The following is a 16,985-nucleotide window of genomic DNA, read 5'->3' on the forward strand; positions in this document are numbered from 1 at the left end:
GAATCTTCTCGATCCTGGACTTGTCCCGGGCGAACCCGGTCATGATCCGGAACCGGTTCTCCGTCGTCATGATGCGCACCGTCCTGGAACTCCAAGGGACCCCGTGCATCCCGATGGAGGAGGAGCGGATCGGGCGGGACCAGCTGATCTTCTCCCGCTCCTTTGCCACCCCCATCACCACCGCGGCCGGGATCCGGCAGGTCATGAGCGTCTACGGCCAGCAGGCCTCCGCCCGGCTGGCCAAACACGGGCTGCAAGCCAAAGTCCTCACAGCATTCGCCGGCACCTCGCACTTCAACCCGAAAGACACCTCCTACCCTTCCGTGTGCATCCCGCTGCCGATGCCCACCGCGGACCCGGTCATCCTGACCCAGGCCTCCCACGCCCTCCTGCCCCACATCAATGAGGGTGTCAGGTACGCCCGGGCCGGGATCATGGTCACCGACCTCCGCCCCACCGGCAACCAGGCACCCCTATCCCTCTTCGAGAACCCGCACGAGGAACGCCACGTCGGCACCCTCCTCGAAGACGTCACCCGCCGCTACGGCCGCGGCTCCATCGGCCTCGGCCACGCCGGGATCCGCGGCGGACCGGACTGGACCATGAAACGGGACATGCTCTCCCCCCGCTACACCACCCACTGGGACGAACTCCCCCTCGTCAAAGCCGCCTAACTATCGCACGACCGCACTGGCACGTCAGCACCACGAAAGAACGCACCTCATGACCATCACCCACGAAGCCCCCATACAGACCACCATCGTCCAGGTCCGGCTCGACCCTGCAGGCATACCCCTCGCCATCCGTCACGACGGACAGATCTGGCTGGTCGACCCCGACACGGATTCCCAGCACTGGTACGGACGGGACTCCTGGTGGGACACCCGACGCACCGCAGCCAAAGGCAGCGGAGACCTGGTCAGCGTCGAATACTGGCGCGTCCAGGCCCGGGTCCCCGCCCCCGACTCCCCGCTGAGGACCTTCACCCTGCGGCGTCAGCCACTCGCCGCGCAGTGGCTGCTCGAGTCCATCGACGACGGCAGCTGATGCACTCCCCCATCATCGGCCAACCCGTACCCGACCACCTCTGGGAATCCCTCAAGACCGAATTCGGACTGCCCACGCTGGAACAGGTCCGGCACCGGCCCACCGGACTCATGGAAGACACCGACCCGGTCATGCAGCAGCTCGTCAGAGTCTTCGTCCGTGAGGGAACGTACTGCCCGGGCTTCCAGTTCCTCCCCGGCGGCCAGGTCCACCCCACTGTGGAGTCCCTTTTCCGGCACGCCCTGGAATGAAGCTCGCGCACAACTACTTCACCGCCTGGATGATCACCCCCGCCCGGGATCTCGGCGGGGCGCGGCCCGTGGACTACCTCCCTCTGGTAGAACAGCTGCACCAAGCCTTGGGGGGCCTCGCCGCGCGCAGCCGCCGGGAACCCGGAGAGACAACTAGGCTGATCCGGTGGAACTCACCGGAACACTTCAGATGGCCGACGGCAGCACCGACCATGTCAGCGCCCAGGGCGACGACTACGACAACGCCAAGGCCGCACTTGAGGCCGCCATCCCCGAAGGCGCCAAGCTGATCGCCATCCGCAAGGGCAGCTGACCCGGATGCCCGAGCACAGGTCAGCCCCGCACCCGGAGTGGGTGCAGATGGACCGGCAAGGCCTCACCACCACACAAATCGCCGCCACCGCAGGTGTCGGCCAAAGCACCATCCGCTACCACGTGGCCATTGCGGCCGCCACGGACCCGTCCATCAGGGACGACCACCGCAATGCCTCCCGCCCACCCCCGGTCACCCGCATCACCGCGGAAGGGCTGCAAAATCTCAACGACACCATCGTCCTGTACCGGGCCGGAGGCCGTCTCCCCTCGACCAAGTCATCCTCTGCCCGTGAGCGTGCCCTCGCCCAGTGGCTGACAAGACGGCGCCAGGACCACGACCGGGGTAGTCTCTCCCCTACCTACAGTGCCGGTCTTCAGGAAATCTCCGGCTGGGAAAAACGGACCCGCAAAGACGACGACGAAAAACGCTGGCACCAACGCCTACAAGAACTCACCGGCTACATGGCTGCCGGGAACGACTGGCCGCGCCACAAGAGGACGGACACCGAAGAAGAACGCCTGCTGGGGATGTGGCTGCACATCCAACGCATGAAATACCGCCGCAACGAACTGGACCAGGATAAAGAAGCACAGCTGAACACGCTCCTTCCCGGTTGGCGGAACGGACGGACGCGCGGCCGCCCACCCGGATCCCCCAACCTCCGCCGCGGCTGATCGGCTGCAGGCCTCGGAGCTGGCCCACCTCGTATCCGCCTGTGCCTGAAGGGGCTGATCACTGACAACTGGGCCCGGCGTGCGTAGCGTGGGGCCATGGGACTCATACGACGATCCGACGCTGGCCGCGCTGACACTGACGCGCATCGCAGCCGAGGAATCCGGAGGCCCCACAGAGCTAACCGGACGCATGCACACCGTTCTGGACGACCTGGTGCAGCGCAACGGGCCCAGGTACCTCGCCGAGCTGGTCATTGTCTTGGCGCGTGCCAGGTTCATCGCCCTCGATGACCTCGCCCGCACCACCGGGCCCAGTACAGCCCAGTTGCTGGACGAGGCTGAGGTTGAGGCACTCGAAGGCCTCGACGGTGGCACCTGATCCGCCGGTCGGGACCGGGGTGCCGGTCGGGCTTGTCCCGCCGGTGAAAGTCGCACTGGCCTGGGCCGTCACGAAGATGCCCCGGGCCGGCGCCCTGCTGGGGACGCTCCTCTTTGAGCCCAAATGGGAAGGCCGGACGCTCGCCCCAATAAATTTTGACGGGGTGATGCTCTGGTCCCGTCAGGGGAAGGACCTGACTCGGGTCCTGCCTGACCTGGCCGCAGCCCTCGGGGCTCAGGTTCGGCCCGGTGTCGTCCTCGACGGCGAAGCCGTTATCTGGAATAGGGATCGGCTCGACTTTGAGGCGCTCCAGCGGCGCATGGTGACGTCCAGGGCGTCGAACCCAACCCTCCACATACGACAGCGACCGCCGCCAGTCGTCAGCATCACTTACGACTGGCGGCGGCCTCAGCACGGATCTAGGGCTCGGTCACATCCACGATGTCTGATCCTGCGTTGTTTTTCACGGATTGGATGCCCTTAATCGCAGCCGCTTTACTGCTGTAGGACTCTCCTGTGGCAATGACCTCGCCGTTGCCGGCCTTGAGCCGGAATCGGAACCCGCCGGAACTGTCCTTGTACACTTCAAACTTTCCTGCCATGCGCATGTCCTCCTAGTCATCGCCGCCTCGACTTGGTCGGCGCGGTGCGGATACTGCCCAACGTGCACATCGTAACGAGAAGGATGGCGCTAATGATCCAAGACAGCGCTTGAAACTCGATGAATAGCCTGCCCGTGGTTGTTGAAGTTTCCGCCGACGTCGCATGGTCCGAGGTTCGTCGGCACCGGTTGCGGAGCACTCCGGGTTAAGCAGGAGCTACCCCTGTCGTACGCGCTTACGCCTGTTAGTCCTTGCGGGTGGCTATGAGCTTCCGGCCGTCTTCCAGAAGCGCGTAGAGGTTTCCCGCGCTTCGTCATAGGCGTCGCGCTCGGCCTAGATGTATCCCTGGCTGCCGTCCGGATTACTGGTGGGCCGGTAAGTATCACTGCATGAGCCTATTAGGATGCGGACTCTGCAGGCTCGATGAGCTCCGGCCCGTTGTTCCGCACGCTGTTCACACGGGGGCTGACAATCCGAGGCGTCAGGGTCGGTTCCGGCAAGGAATCCAGCAGCTGCTGGATGTCGTCCTTGTCGGTCAGGTCCGGGTCCAGCCATTCAGCGAAACGGTCCCGCGGGATAATCACCGGGGACCGGTCATGGACGTGCCCGAGCGCGTCCTGCGTCGTCGTAGTGAGCACGGTGCAGCTGAGCAGCCATCGACCAGGGTCATCCTCAGGCACAGAGGGGTCTGCCCACCACTCGTACAGCCCGGCGAAGCCCAGCAGGGGCTCTTTCTCAGAGTACAGGTAGTTCGGAATTTTCTTCCCGTCGTCGGTCTTTTGCCACTCGTAATAGCCTTCTGCCGGGACGATTGCTCTGCGCTTTACGGCAGCCTTCCGGAAGGACGGCTTCTGCAGGATTGATTCGCTGCGGGCGTTTATCAACTTGGAGCCGATCTTGATGTCCTTTGCCCAGGACGGAACCAGACCCCAGCGGGCAATGAGCAGGTGCCGGTCAATCGTGCCCTCATCCAAACGTTCGGCAACAATCGGCACGCTTTGGGTTGGTGCCACGTTCCAGCTCGGCGACGGTGGGCTTCCCTCGACCTCTTTGGCCTCAAAATGGCTAAGAAGGTCACCCGTGGCCTTGGACATCACATATCTGCCGCACATGAGCCCCATTCTGCCCTGCAGCCGCCATTTATTTAGGCCGGGAGGCGAGGTTGTTCCCTGAGTGGTGTGCTGGACCGTGCACTGCGAGCCCCCAGGGGCGGCCTGTTCTCTTTCCCGAACCACGCGGTCCAGGTCAGGGAAGGGGTGCCTGGAGAAGCCAGTACATGGCCTCTTTGCGGGAGGTGAAAAACCGTGTGGGACACGGGAGTGTCCGCCGTGCCATAGCGAAGTTGGCAATGACACGATTGAGTGGGCTTGAGCCAAGCAGGGCAATTCGTGAAGCGGCGCACTTGGCGCTGAAAACGGACTTGGCTTGGCCCGTCACCGCTTGGGTGTTCGATATGTCTATCAACATCGGGTACTCGGCACCGTCAGCAAGCTCATTGACCTTTGCCATCGCCGCCTGTACATCAGCGGCCTCCAGAACAGTCCCCATCTTCCACACAAGGTGGAGAACTCCTTCGGCATCGAGTTCCACGGTGCCCTTGCCGCCGTCAACCGTGATTGGTTTCATCTTTTACTCCCCACATCTTGTGCAGCTAAGACTAACTGCCTGCTTTGACGTGCATAGCCACAAAGGCGCCGCCTCATCGCAAGTAAGGCTGGTGAATGGATCCCGACCGTTAGCATGGTCCCGTTTCCTCGGATATGGGAGGTCGGTCCCGGTCACTCCGCTGCCACGGTCGGGGTCAGGGAAGGGGTTCCTGGAGAAGCCAGTACATGGCCTCAGTGCGGGAGGTGAAAAACCGTGTGGGACACGGGAGTGTCCGCCGTGCCATAGCGAAGTTAGCAATGACACGACTAACCGGGTTTGAGCCAAGCAGGGCAATTCGTGAAGCGGCGCACTTGACGCTGAAAACGGACTTGGCTTGGCGGGTCACCGCTTGGGTGTTCGATATGTCGACCAACATCGGGTACTCGGCACCGTCGGCAAGCTCATTGACCTTTGCCATCGCCGCCTGTACATCAACGGCCTCCAGAACAGTCCCCGGCTTCCACACAAGGTGGAGAACCCCCTCATCGAGTTCTACGGTGCCCTTGCCGCCATCAACAGTGATTGGCTTCATCTTTTGCCCCCCAGCATCTTGTGGAGCTAAGACTAACTGCCCGCCTAAAGATGCGCAGCAAAAAACGAAGAGTCAAATGCCCGGCATTTCATCGCAGATGATGCTGGTCGCAAAGACAACGACGAAAAACGTTGGAACCAACGCCTGATCGATCTCACCGACTACCTGGGCACCGGGAACGACTGGCCCCGCCACAAGAAGACCGACACCGAAGAGGAACGACTCCTGGGGAAGTGGCTGCACATCCAACGCATGAAGTGCCGCTGCGGCGAACTGGACCAGGACAAAGAAGAACAGCTGAACACTCTCCTTCGTGGTTGGCGTGAGGGCAGGACCCGCGGCCAGCCGCCCGGGTCCCCAACGTTCGAAGGGGCTGAACGGCTACAGCGACCCTCGAGCTGCACTGCGGTTCCCCCTTTCGGGTCAGTCTGGTTGCTAGCAACAACTACTGATATCTACTGTTTTGCTACACTTGTCTATATTTCAGTAGACCTTCATAGAGATGATTGGCTTGGATCCCGTATCGAATCCCTACTCGCCCGGCGCCGGGCGGAAACCGGCGGCCCTCGTCGGTCGCGACCAGCCTCGCAGGGATTGGCAGGTTGCGATCGAACGTGTTGAAGCCGGCAGGACGGCTCAGCCATTCGTTCTCTATGGGCTAAGGGGCGTGGGCAAGACAGTTCTGCTTTCGGACTTCCGCCGCTCCGCGAGTAACCGGGACTGGCTGGTCGCACAGGTCGAAGCCGGCGCCGGCAAGTCACTGCGCGAAGCGCTGGGAGAAGCCCTTCACGCGCCACTTGCCGATCTGGCACGCCCGTCGGCGGGGCGCCGACTACTCAAGGCGTTAAAAACAGCCGTCAGCTTCAAAGCGTCCTACGACCAGAGCGGAACCTGGAACTTCGGCCTGGACCTGGACGGGGCCTCAGGCGGAGGAGCGGACACCGGCGTCCTCGAAACAGATCTCCGCAAACTCATCCACGACCTGGCATTGGCTGCAGAGGAGGAGAGCGTCGGCCTGGCGATCCTGATTGACGAAGCGCAGGATCTCAATCCGGCCGAACTCGTGGCACTCTGCGCAATCGCTCACGCCGCCGCGCAAGACGACTGGCGCGTCCTCTTCGCCTTTGCCGGACTGCCGAGCCTGCCCAGGGTCCTCGCCGAAGCGAAGTCTTACGCCGAACGGTTCAATTACGAGAAGATCGAGGAACTCCGCGGCACCGTCGCCTCCGAAGCCCTGACGAAGCCCGCAGCCGAGGACGGGGTCGAATGGGACGACTCCGCCGTCGCCCTGATCGTCGACGAAAGCGCAGGCTATCCGTACTTCCTGCAGCAATTCGGACAAGACACCTGGAACGCCGCAACCGGTGTGAAAATCACCTTCGACGATGCCCGCGTTGGTGCCGCTAACGGCCGGGCAGCTCTGGACAGCGGCTTCTTCCGTGCCCGCTGGGACCGGGCAACTCGAGCCGAACAGAACTACCTCAGGGCTATGGCCGAAGACGACGACAAAGGTAGCTCATCCGGCGAAATAGCCGTACGGCTGGGACGAGGGCCCGCTAGCTTCGGGCCGATTCGGGCAAACCTGATCGCGAAGGGCCTGGTCTACGCTCCAGAACATGGAGTCATCGCATTCACCGTTCCTGGAATGGCGGCCTTCATCAAACGCCAACCCAAGTGAGCGTAGTGGCGCAGCCCGCTCAGCGTTCCGGCCCTTCGGCGGGTCGTCCCGCACCGGGTTCCCCGCCGGCGCGGCGTTGGGCGCGGGCTTTGCGGATGCGCCAGATGATCAGGGCGAGCACGACGACCACCACGACTACGGCGGTGATGTCGCGTCCCGCGGTTTTGGCTACCGCTTCGTAGGAGTTCCCGGCCAGGAATCCGAGCATGACAAACCCCGCACCCCATACCAGACCGCCAGCGGCATTGAAGGCCAGAAACTTCGGATAGTGCATGCGTGAGGTGCCGGCCAGGGCAGGCATAACGGCGCGGAAGAACGCGATAGAACGGCCCAGAAACACAGCCGAACCACCCCGGCGACGCAGGAAATCCTGCGCGTTCTCCAGTTTGGCCCGGCGTCTGCTCAGGACTTTCAGATTCAGCACCCTGGGTCCGAAGTGCTTGCCGACCTCATATCCGACAGTGTCTCCGATGATCGCGGCGAGCACCACCACGGCCATCATCGACCACACGGGCAGGTTCCCGCGGCTAGCCACGACACCCCCGAGGACAGCGGCGGTCTCCCCGGGAATAATGAAGCCGAAAAAGAGGGCGTCCTCGGCGAAGACCAGCAAGCCGACGATAACCAGGGCCAGCAGCGGGTCCACGTTCAGGACGGCTTCGACGAATCCGCTCATCGGGCACCCGCCACGGCATCGACGGGTCCGCAGACGAAACTGCAGGATCCATTCTGGCCGCGCCCGGCTCTGCAGGAACCTACTCTCCGCCCCACCTTGACTCCTTACGGTTCGCCTTCCGCCGCCTCTTCCACTAGCCGACGCTTGGTGAGTTCCGCACCTGCGCGGCCTCCGACGAGGCCCGGTATTTCCGGGCGGTCAGATAGAGCCGGTGCGCGGTGATCACCAGGGCCAGCCACGCAGCCCCAAGACACCACGCGGCCAAAACGTCGGTAAGCCAGTGGTGGCCCAAATAAACCCTGCTCAACCCGATGGTCAGCGCAAATGCAGCGGCCAGGGCCGCCACGAGAAACCTCCTCCAGGGTGACCTCAGACGAAGAATTATCAGGTACGCTACGATTCCCGCGATGACCACCGAGTTCAGTGAATGCCCACTGGGAAACGACGCTGAATACTCGTACGGCGGAACGGCATCGGTCAACGGCGGACGCGTCCTGCCAACCAGTTGCTTGCCGGCAATCGTCATCAGGAGCGATCCCGCCGCTGCCGTGACGATCAGGATCACCGGGGTCCAGGAGCGGCGGCGGAACGCCAGGAAGAGCATTACGGCCAAGGCAAGGATGGGCATTCCAATGGTGCCGCCGATATCCGTATAGGCCGTCACCAGCCCATTCAGCTCAGGGGAACGGACGCCCATCGCCGTGTCCAGCACCGGATGATCCAATCCTGCCACTCCGTCGGCATTGACCACCGACTCGTAGACCTGAGCGAAGACAGCGGTGAGGGCTACCGCTATCACGGCTCCCGCCGCCAGGATGAGGATCAGGGCGGAATGCGGGCCCAGGACGGCACTGATGCGCTGGACCATGCGGGCCAAAAACCGCCCCAGGGGGTTGTCCCAGCGCGTTAAGTCCTGGCCACCGACATACCGGTCCTGATGCAGCTCTCCCTGCACCCCGGCTGCGGGAGGGCTCGTCACGTCCTTGTACATGTCACTCCCCTGTCCACGGCCGGGATCCTTCTCCCGGCAAGTTGTAAGCAAGCTTACTTTCTTGCCTCGGCGGAGCGTCGAACTCTCTGACTACAGCGATGTCATAGGTGTCGGACATCCGAATCCCTTTCAGCTGCGATAAGCAACAAAGATGGATGCCGGAGACTACATACGGCCCGCGGTTAGGTCCGCGTCACCTCGAAATCCGCGCCGCCTGCGTCCTGGCCGTAGCGAGCAAGCTTGGGGTGGGTAGGAAAGCTGTCCTCCGGTTGCACGACAATGGAATAGTTGTGCTTTTCCGCTCGGGGGCGGTACGTGCTTTCGCCTGACAGCCGCCGCGGATCCGGTCAGACCAGCCAGCGCCACCAGCGTGACCGCTCCGGTTCCGGCTCCGGGTCCTCGCCCAAGGCCAGCGCGGCCTCGACGATGTCGTCCGCGGTGAGCGTCATGACGGCCTCACGATCGAGCGCGTCGAGACTTTGTTCCTCGTCGAGCGATAGCCGCAGCGCCTGGCGGTTGAGCGCCTGCTCGAACAGCGTGCGGGCGAACCGTGCGTTGCCGGAGTCCTCGCCCGCGTGGAGGCCGGCCAGAATGCGGCGCAGCACCTGGTCCGCACCCGGCTCCAGCGTGTACTCGTGCTGGGCCAGCATCTGGTGGAAGATCGTCTGGAGTGAGTCGACGGAGTAGTCGGGGAACGTGATCTCGCGGGCGAACCGGGAGCGCAGTCCAGGGTTCGAGAGCAGGAAGGACTCCATCAGCCGCGGGTACCCGGCCACGATCACGACCAGGCGGTGGCGGTGGTCCTCCATCCGCTTGAGCAGGACCTCGATCGCCTCGGGGCCGAAGTCCATCCGGCCGTCTTCCGGGGCCAGCGCGTAGGCCTCGTCGATGAACAGGACGCCGTCCAGCGCACGCCGGATCACCCGGTCCGTCTTGATGGCGGTCGCGCCGACGTACTGCCCCACGAGGCCCGAACGGTCGACTTCGACCAGGTGGCCTTTCTGCAGCAGACCGACCGCGCGGTACATCTCGGCCAGGAGCCGCGCCACGGTGGTCTTGCCCGTGCCGGGGTTTCCGAGGAACACCAGATGCTGTGATGTGGCCACCTCCGGCAGGCCGTGCGTCTTACGGCGGGCCTGGACCTGGAGTAGTGCGACTAGGGCCCGCACCTGTTCCTTCACGGTCTCCAGTCCGACCAGCGCGTCAAGCTCGGCCTGGACCTCGGACAGCGGCCGGGCCGGCCCGGGCCTGGCACCGATGAGATCGCCGACCAGGTCGTCGACGCGCTCTGAACTGGGCAGCTTGAGCTGATCGGCCAGATGGCCGAGGGTTTCGCGCAGGTCGTCGAGCGGATGGCGGCTGGGAGCCATGCATCCACTGTAGTACTCGATTCCCGCCCGGGGTGGGGTTGGCCTTCACCAGTATCGACTCCCTTTTGGTCGTAGTATTCACGCGGTGCAGGCAGTCTCCGTTGAATAATGCGGGCACTGGCGGTGCTTTCGGTGCTGACTACGGCACCAAGGATGAGGCAGAAGATGCAGGCCGGGAAGCGGCCCAGGCCGACAAGGTGGAGCACGTCATCAAGAACCAGGACGGCCGGATCGGCTCCAAGAACAGCTACGTCAAAGATCCCCGGAATGTCCCGGGCGGATACGGCAGTTCACGCCATCGCGCAGCGATGTCGGTGAAACAAGAAGGGCCCGCTATTGTGAACTGCTCCCCGACGATGCTGGGATGGGATTGACCCCGGCCAGAGCGGCGAAGGCGGGCCTCCGAGGCGTACCCGGCCCAGATGCGACCTAGCTGTGTAGACCACGGCGGCGGTCACGGTCCCGAATCCTGTTTCCCCCAGAAGCGGAGCGGCGGGGCTGGACTCTAAGAGCTCCGTGGTGAGGGTGTGAACCAGCGGTCGTTTTTAGACGGCCATTGCACGGAATGCCAGGAGTCCTCTGCACTCATCGCCCGCCCCTGGCGCTACGTTCTTATGAACGGGAGATGAGAGGTGAAGTGCTCGGCTCCAGATCCACCAGAGTTATCTCTGGCCGTGCCGCGAGGTGCGGCATCAGCCCTCGAAGGTCCGTCCGGCCACCACGCTGGTCCCGGATCTTCCATCGTTCGATCTGGGATTCCGCTGCTTCCTGGCTGCTGAAGGTTCCCATCCCGGTGTTCGTACTGGTGCGGACGTCGTAGGTTTCCCAGCGCATCATAAGAGCCTCTCGTGGTGCTGTTGGTGGTTGCCGGGCCCGAACACTGGGGGATGTCAGGGCCCGGCAACCATGGTTACCTGGCCCGAAATCATCGGGGACACCCGGGCCCGGCACCGCGGCCCACCCTAACAGGCCTGACTGGGTGCTACATGCCTCACCGAGTTTCCGGCCGCTGCCTGCGGTGCGGTTTTCCTCCGGCTTGGAATGTTTAGGGCCATGGTGGGGCTGGGAGTGCCCTGGGCGGTGGAGGCGGTGTTTCCCTACGACGCTGGGCCGGGAGTTTCATTCCGAACTGAGGGCGACGTCTTCACGAGGATTCGGCCGCCGGGTCGAACGTCGGCTTCCGGCCGCGCGAGCACGTGAAACCTATTGGTCCCGACCACCACCGGCGCAGGTCCCCGGGCTCCGTCCAGGCGGCCCACACCCACCTCGGCGGAGTGTCGAACTCTCTGGCTACAGCGACGTCATAGGTGTCGGACCATACGAATCGCTTTCAGCTGCGATAGGCAACGACGATGGATGCTGGAGACTACATACGGCCGGCGGTAAGGTCCGCGTCACCCTGAAAGTCCGTGCCGCCTGCGTCCTGCACAGGCGAGAGGGACGTGGGCTCTTCATCGGGGGTCCTCGAGGAGCGCCACACGCCTACCCCGGCCGCGACCATGGCCAGCAGCCCCACAATCCACCACCACTTCCGGGACGCCGGCAGTCCAGCCTGGACCGGCCCGGGCTCCAGGACCTCAACGGCGGCTTTCGGTGCAACCCGCTTCAAGCGTTCCCGGACCCGCGGAGTCAGTGTTTCCACCCCGCCCGCCAGCTCGTCAGCGAGCCGGTACAAGACCGCTTGGAGCCGCGGGGATGCAGTTTCAATGCCAGTCTCCAGCCCGGCCACCGCTCGTTGCAGCGCAGCCTGCGCCCCAGGCGTGGCCCATTCCTTGCCCCTGGCCAGATGGGCCATGAGGTTCTCAGAGAGATGGTGGACCTGCTCAGTTTCGGTCATCGGGTTTGCCGTGCGCATGGGTGCCTCCTGGGTGTGATGGATGCCCATAGCCTACGGCTGGCAGAGCCGGAGAAACAGGCTGTATCCCTACTACCGTTCCCTGAGCTGTGCCGCTGCATGTCAGTGTCTGGCTGGCCCGCCGGCTGTTTCTGGACTCCCGCCACAATCAGCCGGCCAGGCGAAACTTCCGGTTCGTCGGGCATTGGGTTGGGCGGGAGATAATTGCCGGGACCGGGAAAACCGTACGGCCCTGTACCGGCACGTCCTGCTTCGCTTTCCCTCGACTCTTCCGGAGATGGCCGTCGATGCCTGATGCTGAAACGTTTACCTTTGCCCTCACCTACGCGGGAACCCTCGCCGTGGCCGCTCTGATGTTCTTCGGCCAGCTCGCTGCCTTCACCATCGTTCTGGCTCTGGCCGGGATCGTCAGGCTCCTGACCCTGCCCGTCCGCGCGCTGGCACGAGGTGAGAACAAGTGACCCGCGGCTAACAAACGCCACACAGAGCACACCGGCGTGACCTTCAGCAGGTCACCTCTGACCAAAAAGTCCGTCGACGAAGACGGAGGTGCGGGTGCCTACAAAAGGGAAAGCCCCTCGAAAGGGGCTTTCAACGGATAGGACAGGTAGTGCTTGGTGTTGGTCTGCGGTGACGTGCTCCCCCTCCCCCGGGCACTGTGTGCCCCTGCCGGTTTCAGTACTAAGAGACTTTAATAGTTGTCCGGCCACCCGTCCAGCGCCCGGGCGCCTTGTTAGACCCCGGTTTCAGGGCGGGCCGTCGGGACGCTGTGTGTCGTTGGCGTCCTGTTCGGGGATGACCTGATTGGCGATCAGGTCCACGCGGTCAGCGGCAGTGAGCCGGTCATCGTTCTGGATGGCGGCAACGTCCGCGCCGTCCACGTCCTCGCTGCCGGGCGTGCCGGGCCCCGGGTCGGTGGTTTGCTGGTCTTCGTCTTTGTGGCGGGCTTCGTTCAAATGGTGCCCCAGTTTCTCCTCCGCTTCCCGTCGGCGTTGCCCGACGGTCCGGATCTGCTGCGGGGTCGGCACCGCTCCATGGGCATGCTGGTGCGGGACCCGTATTCCATCGCGTTTATCGCTCATAAGGGCATCGTCTCACCGGACCTGCCCTCCAGGAAACCAAACCAGGAAGGGATCATCAGTCAGCTAGCGGGACATCCCCTTGGCCCCTTGTGTGTGCCGGCGAGCAGTTTCTACAGTGGAGTATGGATGCACGCATCCGCGCTAAGAACCTCTTGGATGGCCAGTTGGTAGCGCTGCACGATCTTTGGCTGACGTACTGGAGCTACGGGGGCAACGCCGGAATCCTCGAATTCGAAGCCTTCATTTACCGATTGCTGATTCCAACAGAAATCGATCTCTACCTGCTCGAGTGCGCCGTCCGGGACACCCGCCGCAACTGACGTCGCCCCGGGGTTGCTGACCGGCGCACCCCTTGGCACTGACCCAGTGGAGCGGTTCGGCTGCCTGCCATCAGGCCACCGGACCATACGGCCGGAACCACCACGAGCGCCCGGGCCATCGTGGCATTCCCCGGCTGCGGCTTCCACTCAGGGACGCTACCGAGCCCATCCCAACAGGTTCGGGGGGAGTCGCCGTCAACATCATCCTTGCAGTCCGACGTCCCCAGATACCGCACGATGACGCCGCGAAAGCCTGCGGCCGCGGAAACCAGCAAAATGACCTAGGCGTCGAACTGGGTCCGGACTTTCGGGTCCTGTGACAGGAAAGCTACGGCTGTTGCAACGACGTCCCGGAGTTTGACGTCTGCGGGTACTGGACGCGATCGTCAGGGCCTTGAAGGCCGCTTCCTGGCTGCAGCGGTCATGGGGCCTGATGGCCCCGGCCGCCAAGTCGATCGTGGTGCGGGACTCCATGGCAGCGATGAGGTGGGATTTCGTCTCGGCCAGCTGGCTGGACGGCCAACGGCCCTGCGGTGCTACCGGCACCAGGGTGTCCCACTTCTTTCGTATTACGGAAGGGCGTCTGGAGAAGCCAGTACATGGCCTCATTGCGGGAAGTGAAAAACCGAGTGGGACACGGGAGTATCCGCCGTGCCATAGCGAAGTTAGCAATGACACGATTGACCGGGCTTGAGCCAAGCAGGGCTATTCGTGAAGCGGCGCACCGGACGCTGAAAACGGACTTGGCCTGACGGGTAACCGATTCGGTGTTCGCCATGTCGATCAACATCGGGTACTCGGCACCGTCAGCAACCTCATTGACCTTTGCCATCGCCGCATGTACGTCATCGGCCACCAGAACAGTCCCCGGCTTCCACACAAGGTGGAGAACTCCCACTGCATCGAGTTCCACCGTGCCCTTGCCGCCGTCAACAGTGATTGGTTTCATCTTTTGCTCCCCCAGCATCTTGTGGAGCACAGACTAACTGCCTGTTTGGCGGTACACAACAGGCAAACGACGAATCAAAGGCGGCGCTTCGCAGAGAATGCTCGAGACTGGATCCTAACTGCGGTGTCCCATTTCCTTGGAACTGGAACGCGTTTCAAATACCAAGCGCCTCCCGTAAGGAGGGTCTTCGCAGATGAGGGTGTACGTCAGAGCCCACCGATACGATCCACCAATGACTGACCGAAACCCAGGAGATTGATGACCCTGGATCGAAATACACCCCAGGTGCTGCACACTGCCGCGAAACTGTCGGGCGTGAGGATCAATAGGGCCGCCTCTGCTGATTCAAACCGATCAGAAATTCCTCGGCGTAGGAACGGGACCGCCGGGCGGATGGCGGACATGGCACTGCCCCTTGTACGCCGAAGGGCGTAACAGACCACCGGAAGGGCCGGAATGATCACCGGTCCGGGGGCCATTGTGGCTCTCCCCGGCCGCGGCCTACACTCAGGGACACTACCCAGCCCATCCCAACGCGTTCCGATGGAGTCACCGTGAACAGCATCCACTGCAGCCGCCTTCTCCGGGATACCGCAGGATGACACCTCTGCAGCTGGCCCACCTCATCACTGATCCCCGCGGACCGGAGATGGTCCTCCCCACCCTGACGGCCCAAGAGCTCAGCAAACTCATCGAGGCCCTCTACCGGAATCTTGACACCGCCTCGCCCGCCCTCGAGGCAGATTCCTGGTACGAACTCGCCGTCGAAGAAGACCTCCGCAGGTCCACCCCGCCCCAAAACGCCACCAGCGGCCTGGCCTAGGCGCACTCCTGAACGTGCACGACCCCGGCATCAAACCGGCGACGGTTCACTATGCGCCGGACCCTCCCAACCACGGTCGGCTGACCCACCAGGGGGCCACGACATCCTCTGCCCGTTTCCGCGCCTTCAGGCGCGGTGTTGCCGATCCGTGAAGCCAGCGCTCAGTCGCGGGTACCAGGCACGCCAAGAGACGAGTACCGACTACTGGTGGGTAGTCTCTGGCCAGGCTGTTGAATGGGAAGTGCCGGCGACGAGAGAGTCTTCAGAGACCGAAGCCTCTCCCCCCAGCCGTCGCCGGCACCTCCTATAGACAAGGGTCCGTGCCCATTTCCCGGAAAGGGCACCTAGCGGAAAGGCGTGCAGGGACACGGTCCGTAGGCGTTTTCATTTGGAACCGAACGGGGACATCAACTGCTTGGCTTTCCCCGTCTCCGGCGCCGTTCTGCGGATGCACGCCGGAAGGGAACCCCGGGAGTGGGCGTCTTCGCACCGCAGATCCTTCGGCGGTGAATCGTGAGGACATGCTATGGACGCTTCCCCTATTTCCGCGGTGCTTCAGGACAATATCGCGTCCCGTCTCCAGGACCTGGTCCTGGACACCCCGGATGCTGAGCAGTTCTTCCACGACCTCGCGGTCCTCTGCGCTTCCCTCCTCGCCTCGCCTGACTCGGAGGTCTACTGCAACGTCACCGTGGTGCGCCCTAAAAAGCCCGTGACGGTAGCGTGCAGTACTCCCGGAGCGAGGGAGGTCGATGAACTGCAGTTCGCCTTCGGCGACGGACCTGGCCTCCTGGCCATGGCAACAGGGACAACGATTCACGTCCCTGTCCTCTCGCGTGAATATCGCTGGCCCGAGTACGCCGGAGCTCTAGCCACGCACGGCGTCGGTTCAATCCTTAGTGTTCCCCTTCCACTGGAGGGGAACTCCTCGGCAGTCCTGAACATCTACTCCCCACAAACGCAAGCATTCAGCGCCGGGTTCATCACCCGGGCAGAGCTGTTCGGTGAACAGTCAGCCAAAACACTCAGGCTCGAGCTGCGCCTGGCAGGGCTCCAGGACGCGAAGCGCAACCTGGAAGCTGCAATGAAAAACCGAACCGCGATAGACACCGCCGTAGGCGTCATCATGGCCCAAAACCGCTGCAGCCAGGACGCGGCCATGACAATGCTGAGGAACGCATCCAGCTCCCGCAACATCAAATTGCGGGACATAGCGACAGGAATCATCGAATCCGTTTCGTCCAACCCCCAACTGCGCACGCATTTCGAAGAATAGCCGGCAGCGCCCGTTCTCCCTCGACGAAAGAAAACCCAGTCCGTGCAGCGCCATCACTGCACCGGAAGTTTCAGTAATCCGGGGGTTCGTTCATCCAGGTCCGGTCCACGGGGGTTGCTATACGTGCCCCTGCGCACCTGACCCCAGCAGGGGTGGGAGCCGGCATCAGGACCTGCGGGTCGGGTCCTCGTTCGGCGGTCCGGGATCGCGATCGGGAGTGGGGAACGGATTCGGGTTCGGATCCGGATGGGGTGGATTGGGGGACGTCGGATCGGGGGAGCCAGGAGCTGGATCCGGGTCCGGAAAGGGACTGGGCGGAATAGGGGAAGTCGGGTCTGGGGAACCGGGCTGGGGGACAGTGTTGGATGTGAACGGTGCGGGTTCGCGCTCCGGAGGTATGTTCATGGCATCTCCCTTGAATTTGACCGGCATGGAACTTCAGACTACGTCCGTGGTCTTTGGAAGGACAGGGCTCTGTGGAGCAGCTGATTGGCCTTGCGCCTCTGACCATGCCGTG

General features: G+C 63.3%; 25 protein-coding genes and 2 pseudogenes. 14 read left to right on the forward strand and 13 right to left on the reverse strand.

Annotation, left to right across the window (positions count from 1 at the left end):
• From ACZY1F_RS18155 to ACZY1F_RS18185, 7 genes are all read left to right on the forward strand, one after another.
• The coding region (locus ACZY1F_RS18155) for a DinB/UmuC family translesion DNA polymerase (RefSeq protein WP_463943652.1) at positions 1-674 on the forward strand (674 nt) is incomplete at its 5' end.
• Positions 675-723: 49 nt separating this feature from the next.
• Positions 724-1,047, forward strand: a complete 324-nt coding sequence (locus ACZY1F_RS18160) for a hypothetical protein (protein ID WP_463943654.1) — start codon at positions 724-726, stop codon at positions 1,045-1,047.
• Positions 1,047-1,298: a hypothetical protein gene (locus tag ACZY1F_RS18165; RefSeq protein ID WP_463943656.1), complete on the forward strand. Its 252-nt coding sequence runs from the start codon at positions 1,047-1,049 to the stop codon at positions 1,296-1,298. The genes ACZY1F_RS18160 and ACZY1F_RS18165 overlap by 1 nt, the downstream gene beginning before the upstream one ends.
• Positions 1,299-1,464: 166 nt before the next feature.
• A complete protein-coding gene (locus tag ACZY1F_RS18170; RefSeq protein WP_463943658.1) occupies positions 1,465-1,611 on the forward strand; it encodes a hypothetical protein in 147 nt (48 codons plus the stop codon).
• 5 nt (positions 1,612-1,616) lie between these two features.
• A complete protein-coding gene (locus tag ACZY1F_RS18175) occupies positions 1,617-2,288 on the forward strand; it encodes a helicase associated domain-containing protein (RefSeq protein ID WP_463943659.1) in 672 nt (223 codons plus the stop codon).
• An 88-nt stretch (positions 2,289-2,376) separates the two neighbouring features.
• On the forward strand, positions 2,377-2,667 hold the full coding sequence (locus tag ACZY1F_RS18180; RefSeq protein ID WP_463943660.1) for a hypothetical protein: 291 nt from the start codon (positions 2,377-2,379) through the stop codon (positions 2,665-2,667).
• A 76-nt stretch (positions 2,668-2,743) separates the two neighbouring features.
• Complete coding sequence (locus ACZY1F_RS18185) at positions 2,744-3,151, forward strand: ATP-dependent DNA ligase (RefSeq protein WP_463943929.1); 408 nt, start codon at positions 2,744-2,746, stop codon at positions 3,149-3,151.
• On the opposite strand, the gene ACZY1F_RS18190 is transcribed toward ACZY1F_RS18185, so the two are convergent.
• The 4 genes from ACZY1F_RS18190 to ACZY1F_RS18205 form a co-directional block, all read right to left on the reverse strand.
• Positions 3,087-3,269 carry a YegP family protein gene (locus ACZY1F_RS18190; RefSeq protein ID WP_463943662.1) on the reverse strand — a complete coding sequence of 61 codons (183 nt, stop codon included), beginning with the start codon at positions 3,267-3,269 and terminating at the stop codon, positions 3,087-3,089. The two genes, ACZY1F_RS18185 and ACZY1F_RS18190, sit on opposite strands and share 65 nt — an antisense overlap.
• A 398-nt stretch (positions 3,270-3,667) precedes the next feature.
• Positions 3,668-4,381 (reverse strand): SOS response-associated peptidase, encoded by a 714-nt coding sequence (locus ACZY1F_RS18195; protein ID WP_463943664.1) that lies wholly within the window; start codon positions 4,379-4,381, stop codon positions 3,668-3,670.
• A 133-nt stretch (positions 4,382-4,514) separates the two neighbouring features.
• Positions 4,515-4,895, reverse strand: coding sequence for a DUF7793 family protein (locus ACZY1F_RS18200; RefSeq protein WP_463943666.1), 381 nt, complete (start codon positions 4,893-4,895; stop codon positions 4,515-4,517).
• 175 nt (positions 4,896-5,070) lie between these two features.
• On the reverse strand, positions 5,071-5,448 hold the full coding sequence (locus ACZY1F_RS18205) for a DUF7793 family protein (protein ID WP_463943668.1): 378 nt from the start codon (positions 5,446-5,448) through the stop codon (positions 5,071-5,073).
• Between the two features lie 90 nt (positions 5,449-5,538).
• On the opposite strand from ACZY1F_RS18205, the gene ACZY1F_RS18210 reads away from it, so the two are divergent.
• Together ACZY1F_RS18210 and ACZY1F_RS18215 are read left to right on the forward strand one after the other, a co-directional pair.
• Positions 5,539-6,069 (forward strand): helicase associated domain-containing protein, encoded by a 531-nt coding sequence (locus ACZY1F_RS18210; protein ID WP_463943931.1) that lies wholly within the window; start codon positions 5,539-5,541, stop codon positions 6,067-6,069.
• A complete protein-coding gene (locus tag ACZY1F_RS18215; RefSeq protein WP_463943669.1) occupies positions 5,951-7,126 on the forward strand; it encodes an ATP-binding protein in 1,176 nt (391 codons plus the stop codon). The genes ACZY1F_RS18210 and ACZY1F_RS18215 overlap by 119 nt, the downstream gene beginning before the upstream one ends.
• A gap of 19 nt (positions 7,127-7,145) precedes the next feature.
• On the opposite strand, the gene ACZY1F_RS18220 is transcribed toward ACZY1F_RS18215, so the two are convergent.
• The 3 genes from ACZY1F_RS18220 to ACZY1F_RS18230 form a co-directional block, all read right to left on the reverse strand.
• Positions 7,146-7,802: a DedA family protein gene (locus ACZY1F_RS18220; RefSeq protein WP_463943671.1), complete on the reverse strand. Its 657-nt coding sequence runs from the start codon at positions 7,800-7,802 to the stop codon at positions 7,146-7,148.
• Between the two features lie 133 nt (positions 7,803-7,935).
• Positions 7,936-8,793, reverse strand: a complete 858-nt coding sequence (locus ACZY1F_RS18225) for a phosphatase PAP2 family protein (RefSeq protein ID WP_463943673.1) — start codon at positions 8,791-8,793, stop codon at positions 7,936-7,938.
• A gap of 347 nt (positions 8,794-9,140) precedes the next feature.
• Complete coding sequence (locus ACZY1F_RS18230) at positions 9,141-10,163, reverse strand: AAA family ATPase (RefSeq protein WP_463943675.1); 1,023 nt, start codon at positions 10,161-10,163, stop codon at positions 9,141-9,143.
• Between the two features lie 101 nt (positions 10,164-10,264).
• On the opposite strand from ACZY1F_RS18230, the gene ACZY1F_RS18235 reads away from it, so the two are divergent.
• Positions 10,265-10,537 carry a DUF2188 domain-containing protein gene (locus ACZY1F_RS18235; protein ID WP_463943677.1) on the forward strand — a complete coding sequence of 91 codons (273 nt, stop codon included), beginning with the start codon at positions 10,265-10,267 and terminating at the stop codon, positions 10,535-10,537.
• Here ACZY1F_RS18235 and ACZY1F_RS18240 read toward each other — a convergent pair.
• The 4 genes and pseudogenes from ACZY1F_RS18240 to ACZY1F_RS18255 all read right to left on the reverse strand — a co-directional run.
• A pseudogene (locus tag ACZY1F_RS18240) lies at positions 10,509-10,681 on the reverse strand (transposase); the annotation flags it as partial. The gene ACZY1F_RS18235 and the pseudogene ACZY1F_RS18240 overlap by 29 nt on opposite strands.
• Before the next feature lie 94 nt (positions 10,682-10,775).
• A complete protein-coding gene (locus ACZY1F_RS18245) occupies positions 10,776-11,000 on the reverse strand; it encodes a hypothetical protein (RefSeq protein WP_463943679.1) in 225 nt (74 codons plus the stop codon).
• 307 nt (positions 11,001-11,307) lie between these two features.
• Positions 11,308-11,433, reverse strand: a pseudogene (locus tag ACZY1F_RS18250) (hypothetical protein); the annotation flags it as partial.
• 96 nt (positions 11,434-11,529) lie between these two features.
• Complete coding sequence (locus ACZY1F_RS18255; RefSeq protein ID WP_463943681.1) at positions 11,530-12,018, reverse strand: hypothetical protein; 489 nt, start codon at positions 12,016-12,018, stop codon at positions 11,530-11,532.
• 287 nt (positions 12,019-12,305) lie between these two features.
• Here ACZY1F_RS18255 and ACZY1F_RS18260 point away from each other — a divergent pair, with 287 nt between their 5' ends.
• Entirely contained in the window at positions 12,306-12,479 is a 174-nt protein-coding gene (locus tag ACZY1F_RS18260) for a hypothetical protein (RefSeq protein ID WP_463943682.1), read from the forward strand.
• Between the two features lie 285 nt (positions 12,480-12,764).
• Here ACZY1F_RS18260 and ACZY1F_RS18265 read toward each other — a convergent pair whose 3' ends face one another.
• Positions 12,765-13,100 carry a hypothetical protein gene (locus tag ACZY1F_RS18265; protein ID WP_463943684.1) on the reverse strand — a complete coding sequence of 112 codons (336 nt, stop codon included), beginning with the start codon at positions 13,098-13,100 and terminating at the stop codon, positions 12,765-12,767.
• 122 nt (positions 13,101-13,222) lie between these two features.
• Here ACZY1F_RS18265 and ACZY1F_RS18270 point away from each other — a divergent pair, with 122 nt between their 5' ends.
• On the forward strand, positions 13,223-13,420 hold the full coding sequence (locus tag ACZY1F_RS18270) for a hypothetical protein (protein WP_463943685.1): 198 nt from the start codon (positions 13,223-13,225) through the stop codon (positions 13,418-13,420).
• A 421-nt stretch (positions 13,421-13,841) separates the two neighbouring features.
• On the opposite strand, the gene ACZY1F_RS18275 is transcribed toward ACZY1F_RS18270, so the two are convergent.
• Positions 13,842-14,387: a DUF7793 family protein gene (locus tag ACZY1F_RS18275; protein ID WP_463943933.1), complete on the reverse strand. Its 546-nt coding sequence runs from the start codon at positions 14,385-14,387 to the stop codon at positions 13,842-13,844.
• Positions 14,388-14,967: 580 nt separating this feature from the next.
• Here ACZY1F_RS18275 and ACZY1F_RS18280 point away from each other — a divergent pair.
• Both ACZY1F_RS18280 and ACZY1F_RS18285 read left to right on the forward strand, forming a co-directional pair.
• Complete coding sequence (locus tag ACZY1F_RS18280; protein ID WP_463943687.1) at positions 14,968-15,192, forward strand: hypothetical protein; 225 nt, start codon at positions 14,968-14,970, stop codon at positions 15,190-15,192.
• 526 nt (positions 15,193-15,718) lie between these two features.
• Positions 15,719-16,468 carry a GAF and ANTAR domain-containing protein gene (locus ACZY1F_RS18285; protein WP_463943688.1) on the forward strand — a complete coding sequence of 250 codons (750 nt, stop codon included), beginning with the start codon at positions 15,719-15,721 and terminating at the stop codon, positions 16,466-16,468.
• Positions 16,469-16,985: the final 517 nt, after the last annotated feature.

Source organism: Pseudarthrobacter xylosi (assembly GCF_055412765.1).

What these genes read in the sequence shown, in the direction of transcription:
- ACZY1F_RS18215 (WP_463943669.1), top strand. Translation starts at nt 5,951, where the DNA reads ATGATTGGCTTGGATCCCGTATCGAATCCCTACTCGCCCGGCGCCGGG.
- ACZY1F_RS18265 (WP_463943684.1), bottom strand. Translation starts at nt 13,100, where the DNA reads ATGAGCGATAAACGCGATGGAATACGGGTCCCGCACCAGCATGCCCAT.
- ACZY1F_RS18225 (WP_463943673.1), bottom strand. Translation starts at nt 8,793, where the DNA reads ATGTACAAGGACGTGACGAGCCCTCCCGCAGCCGGGGTGCAGGGAGAG.
- ACZY1F_RS18175 (WP_463943659.1), top strand. Translation starts at nt 1,617, where the DNA reads ATGCCCGAGCACAGGTCAGCCCCGCACCCGGAGTGGGTGCAGATGGAC.
- ACZY1F_RS18245 (WP_463943679.1), bottom strand. Translation starts at nt 11,000, where the DNA reads ATGATGCGCTGGGAAACCTACGACGTCCGCACCAGTACGAACACCGGG.
- ACZY1F_RS18185 (WP_463943929.1), top strand. Translation starts at nt 2,744, where the DNA reads ATGCCCCGGGCCGGCGCCCTGCTGGGGACGCTCCTCTTTGAGCCCAAA.
- ACZY1F_RS18285 (WP_463943688.1), top strand. Translation starts at nt 15,719, where the DNA reads ATGGACGCTTCCCCTATTTCCGCGGTGCTTCAGGACAATATCGCGTCC.
- ACZY1F_RS18260 (WP_463943682.1), top strand. Translation starts at nt 12,306, where the DNA reads ATGCCTGATGCTGAAACGTTTACCTTTGCCCTCACCTACGCGGGAACC.
- ACZY1F_RS18275 (WP_463943933.1), bottom strand. Translation starts at nt 14,387, where the DNA reads ATGCTGGGGGAGCAAAAGATGAAACCAATCACTGTTGACGGCGGCAAG.
- ACZY1F_RS18270 (WP_463943685.1), top strand. Translation starts at nt 13,223, where the DNA reads ATGGATGCACGCATCCGCGCTAAGAACCTCTTGGATGGCCAGTTGGTA.
- ACZY1F_RS18165 (WP_463943656.1), top strand. Translation starts at nt 1,047, where the DNA reads ATGCACTCCCCCATCATCGGCCAACCCGTACCCGACCACCTCTGGGAA.
- ACZY1F_RS18255 (WP_463943681.1), bottom strand. Translation starts at nt 12,018, where the DNA reads ATGCGCACGGCAAACCCGATGACCGAAACTGAGCAGGTCCACCATCTC.
- ACZY1F_RS18190 (WP_463943662.1), bottom strand. Translation starts at nt 3,269, where the DNA reads ATGGCAGGAAAGTTTGAAGTGTACAAGGACAGTTCCGGCGGGTTCCGA.
- ACZY1F_RS18230 (WP_463943675.1), bottom strand. Translation starts at nt 10,163, where the DNA reads ATGGCTCCCAGCCGCCATCCGCTCGACGACCTGCGCGAAACCCTCGGC.
- ACZY1F_RS18160 (WP_463943654.1), top strand. Translation starts at nt 724, where the DNA reads ATGACCATCACCCACGAAGCCCCCATACAGACCACCATCGTCCAGGTC.
- ACZY1F_RS18280 (WP_463943687.1), top strand. Translation starts at nt 14,968, where the DNA reads ATGACACCTCTGCAGCTGGCCCACCTCATCACTGATCCCCGCGGACCG.
- ACZY1F_RS18195 (WP_463943664.1), bottom strand. Translation starts at nt 4,381, where the DNA reads ATGTGCGGCAGATATGTGATGTCCAAGGCCACGGGTGACCTTCTTAGC.
- ACZY1F_RS18205 (WP_463943668.1), bottom strand. Translation starts at nt 5,448, where the DNA reads ATGAAGCCAATCACTGTTGATGGCGGCAAGGGCACCGTAGAACTCGAT.
- ACZY1F_RS18220 (WP_463943671.1), bottom strand. Translation starts at nt 7,802, where the DNA reads ATGAGCGGATTCGTCGAAGCCGTCCTGAACGTGGACCCGCTGCTGGCC.
- ACZY1F_RS18200 (WP_463943666.1), bottom strand. Translation starts at nt 4,895, where the DNA reads ATGAAACCAATCACGGTTGACGGCGGCAAGGGCACCGTGGAACTCGAT.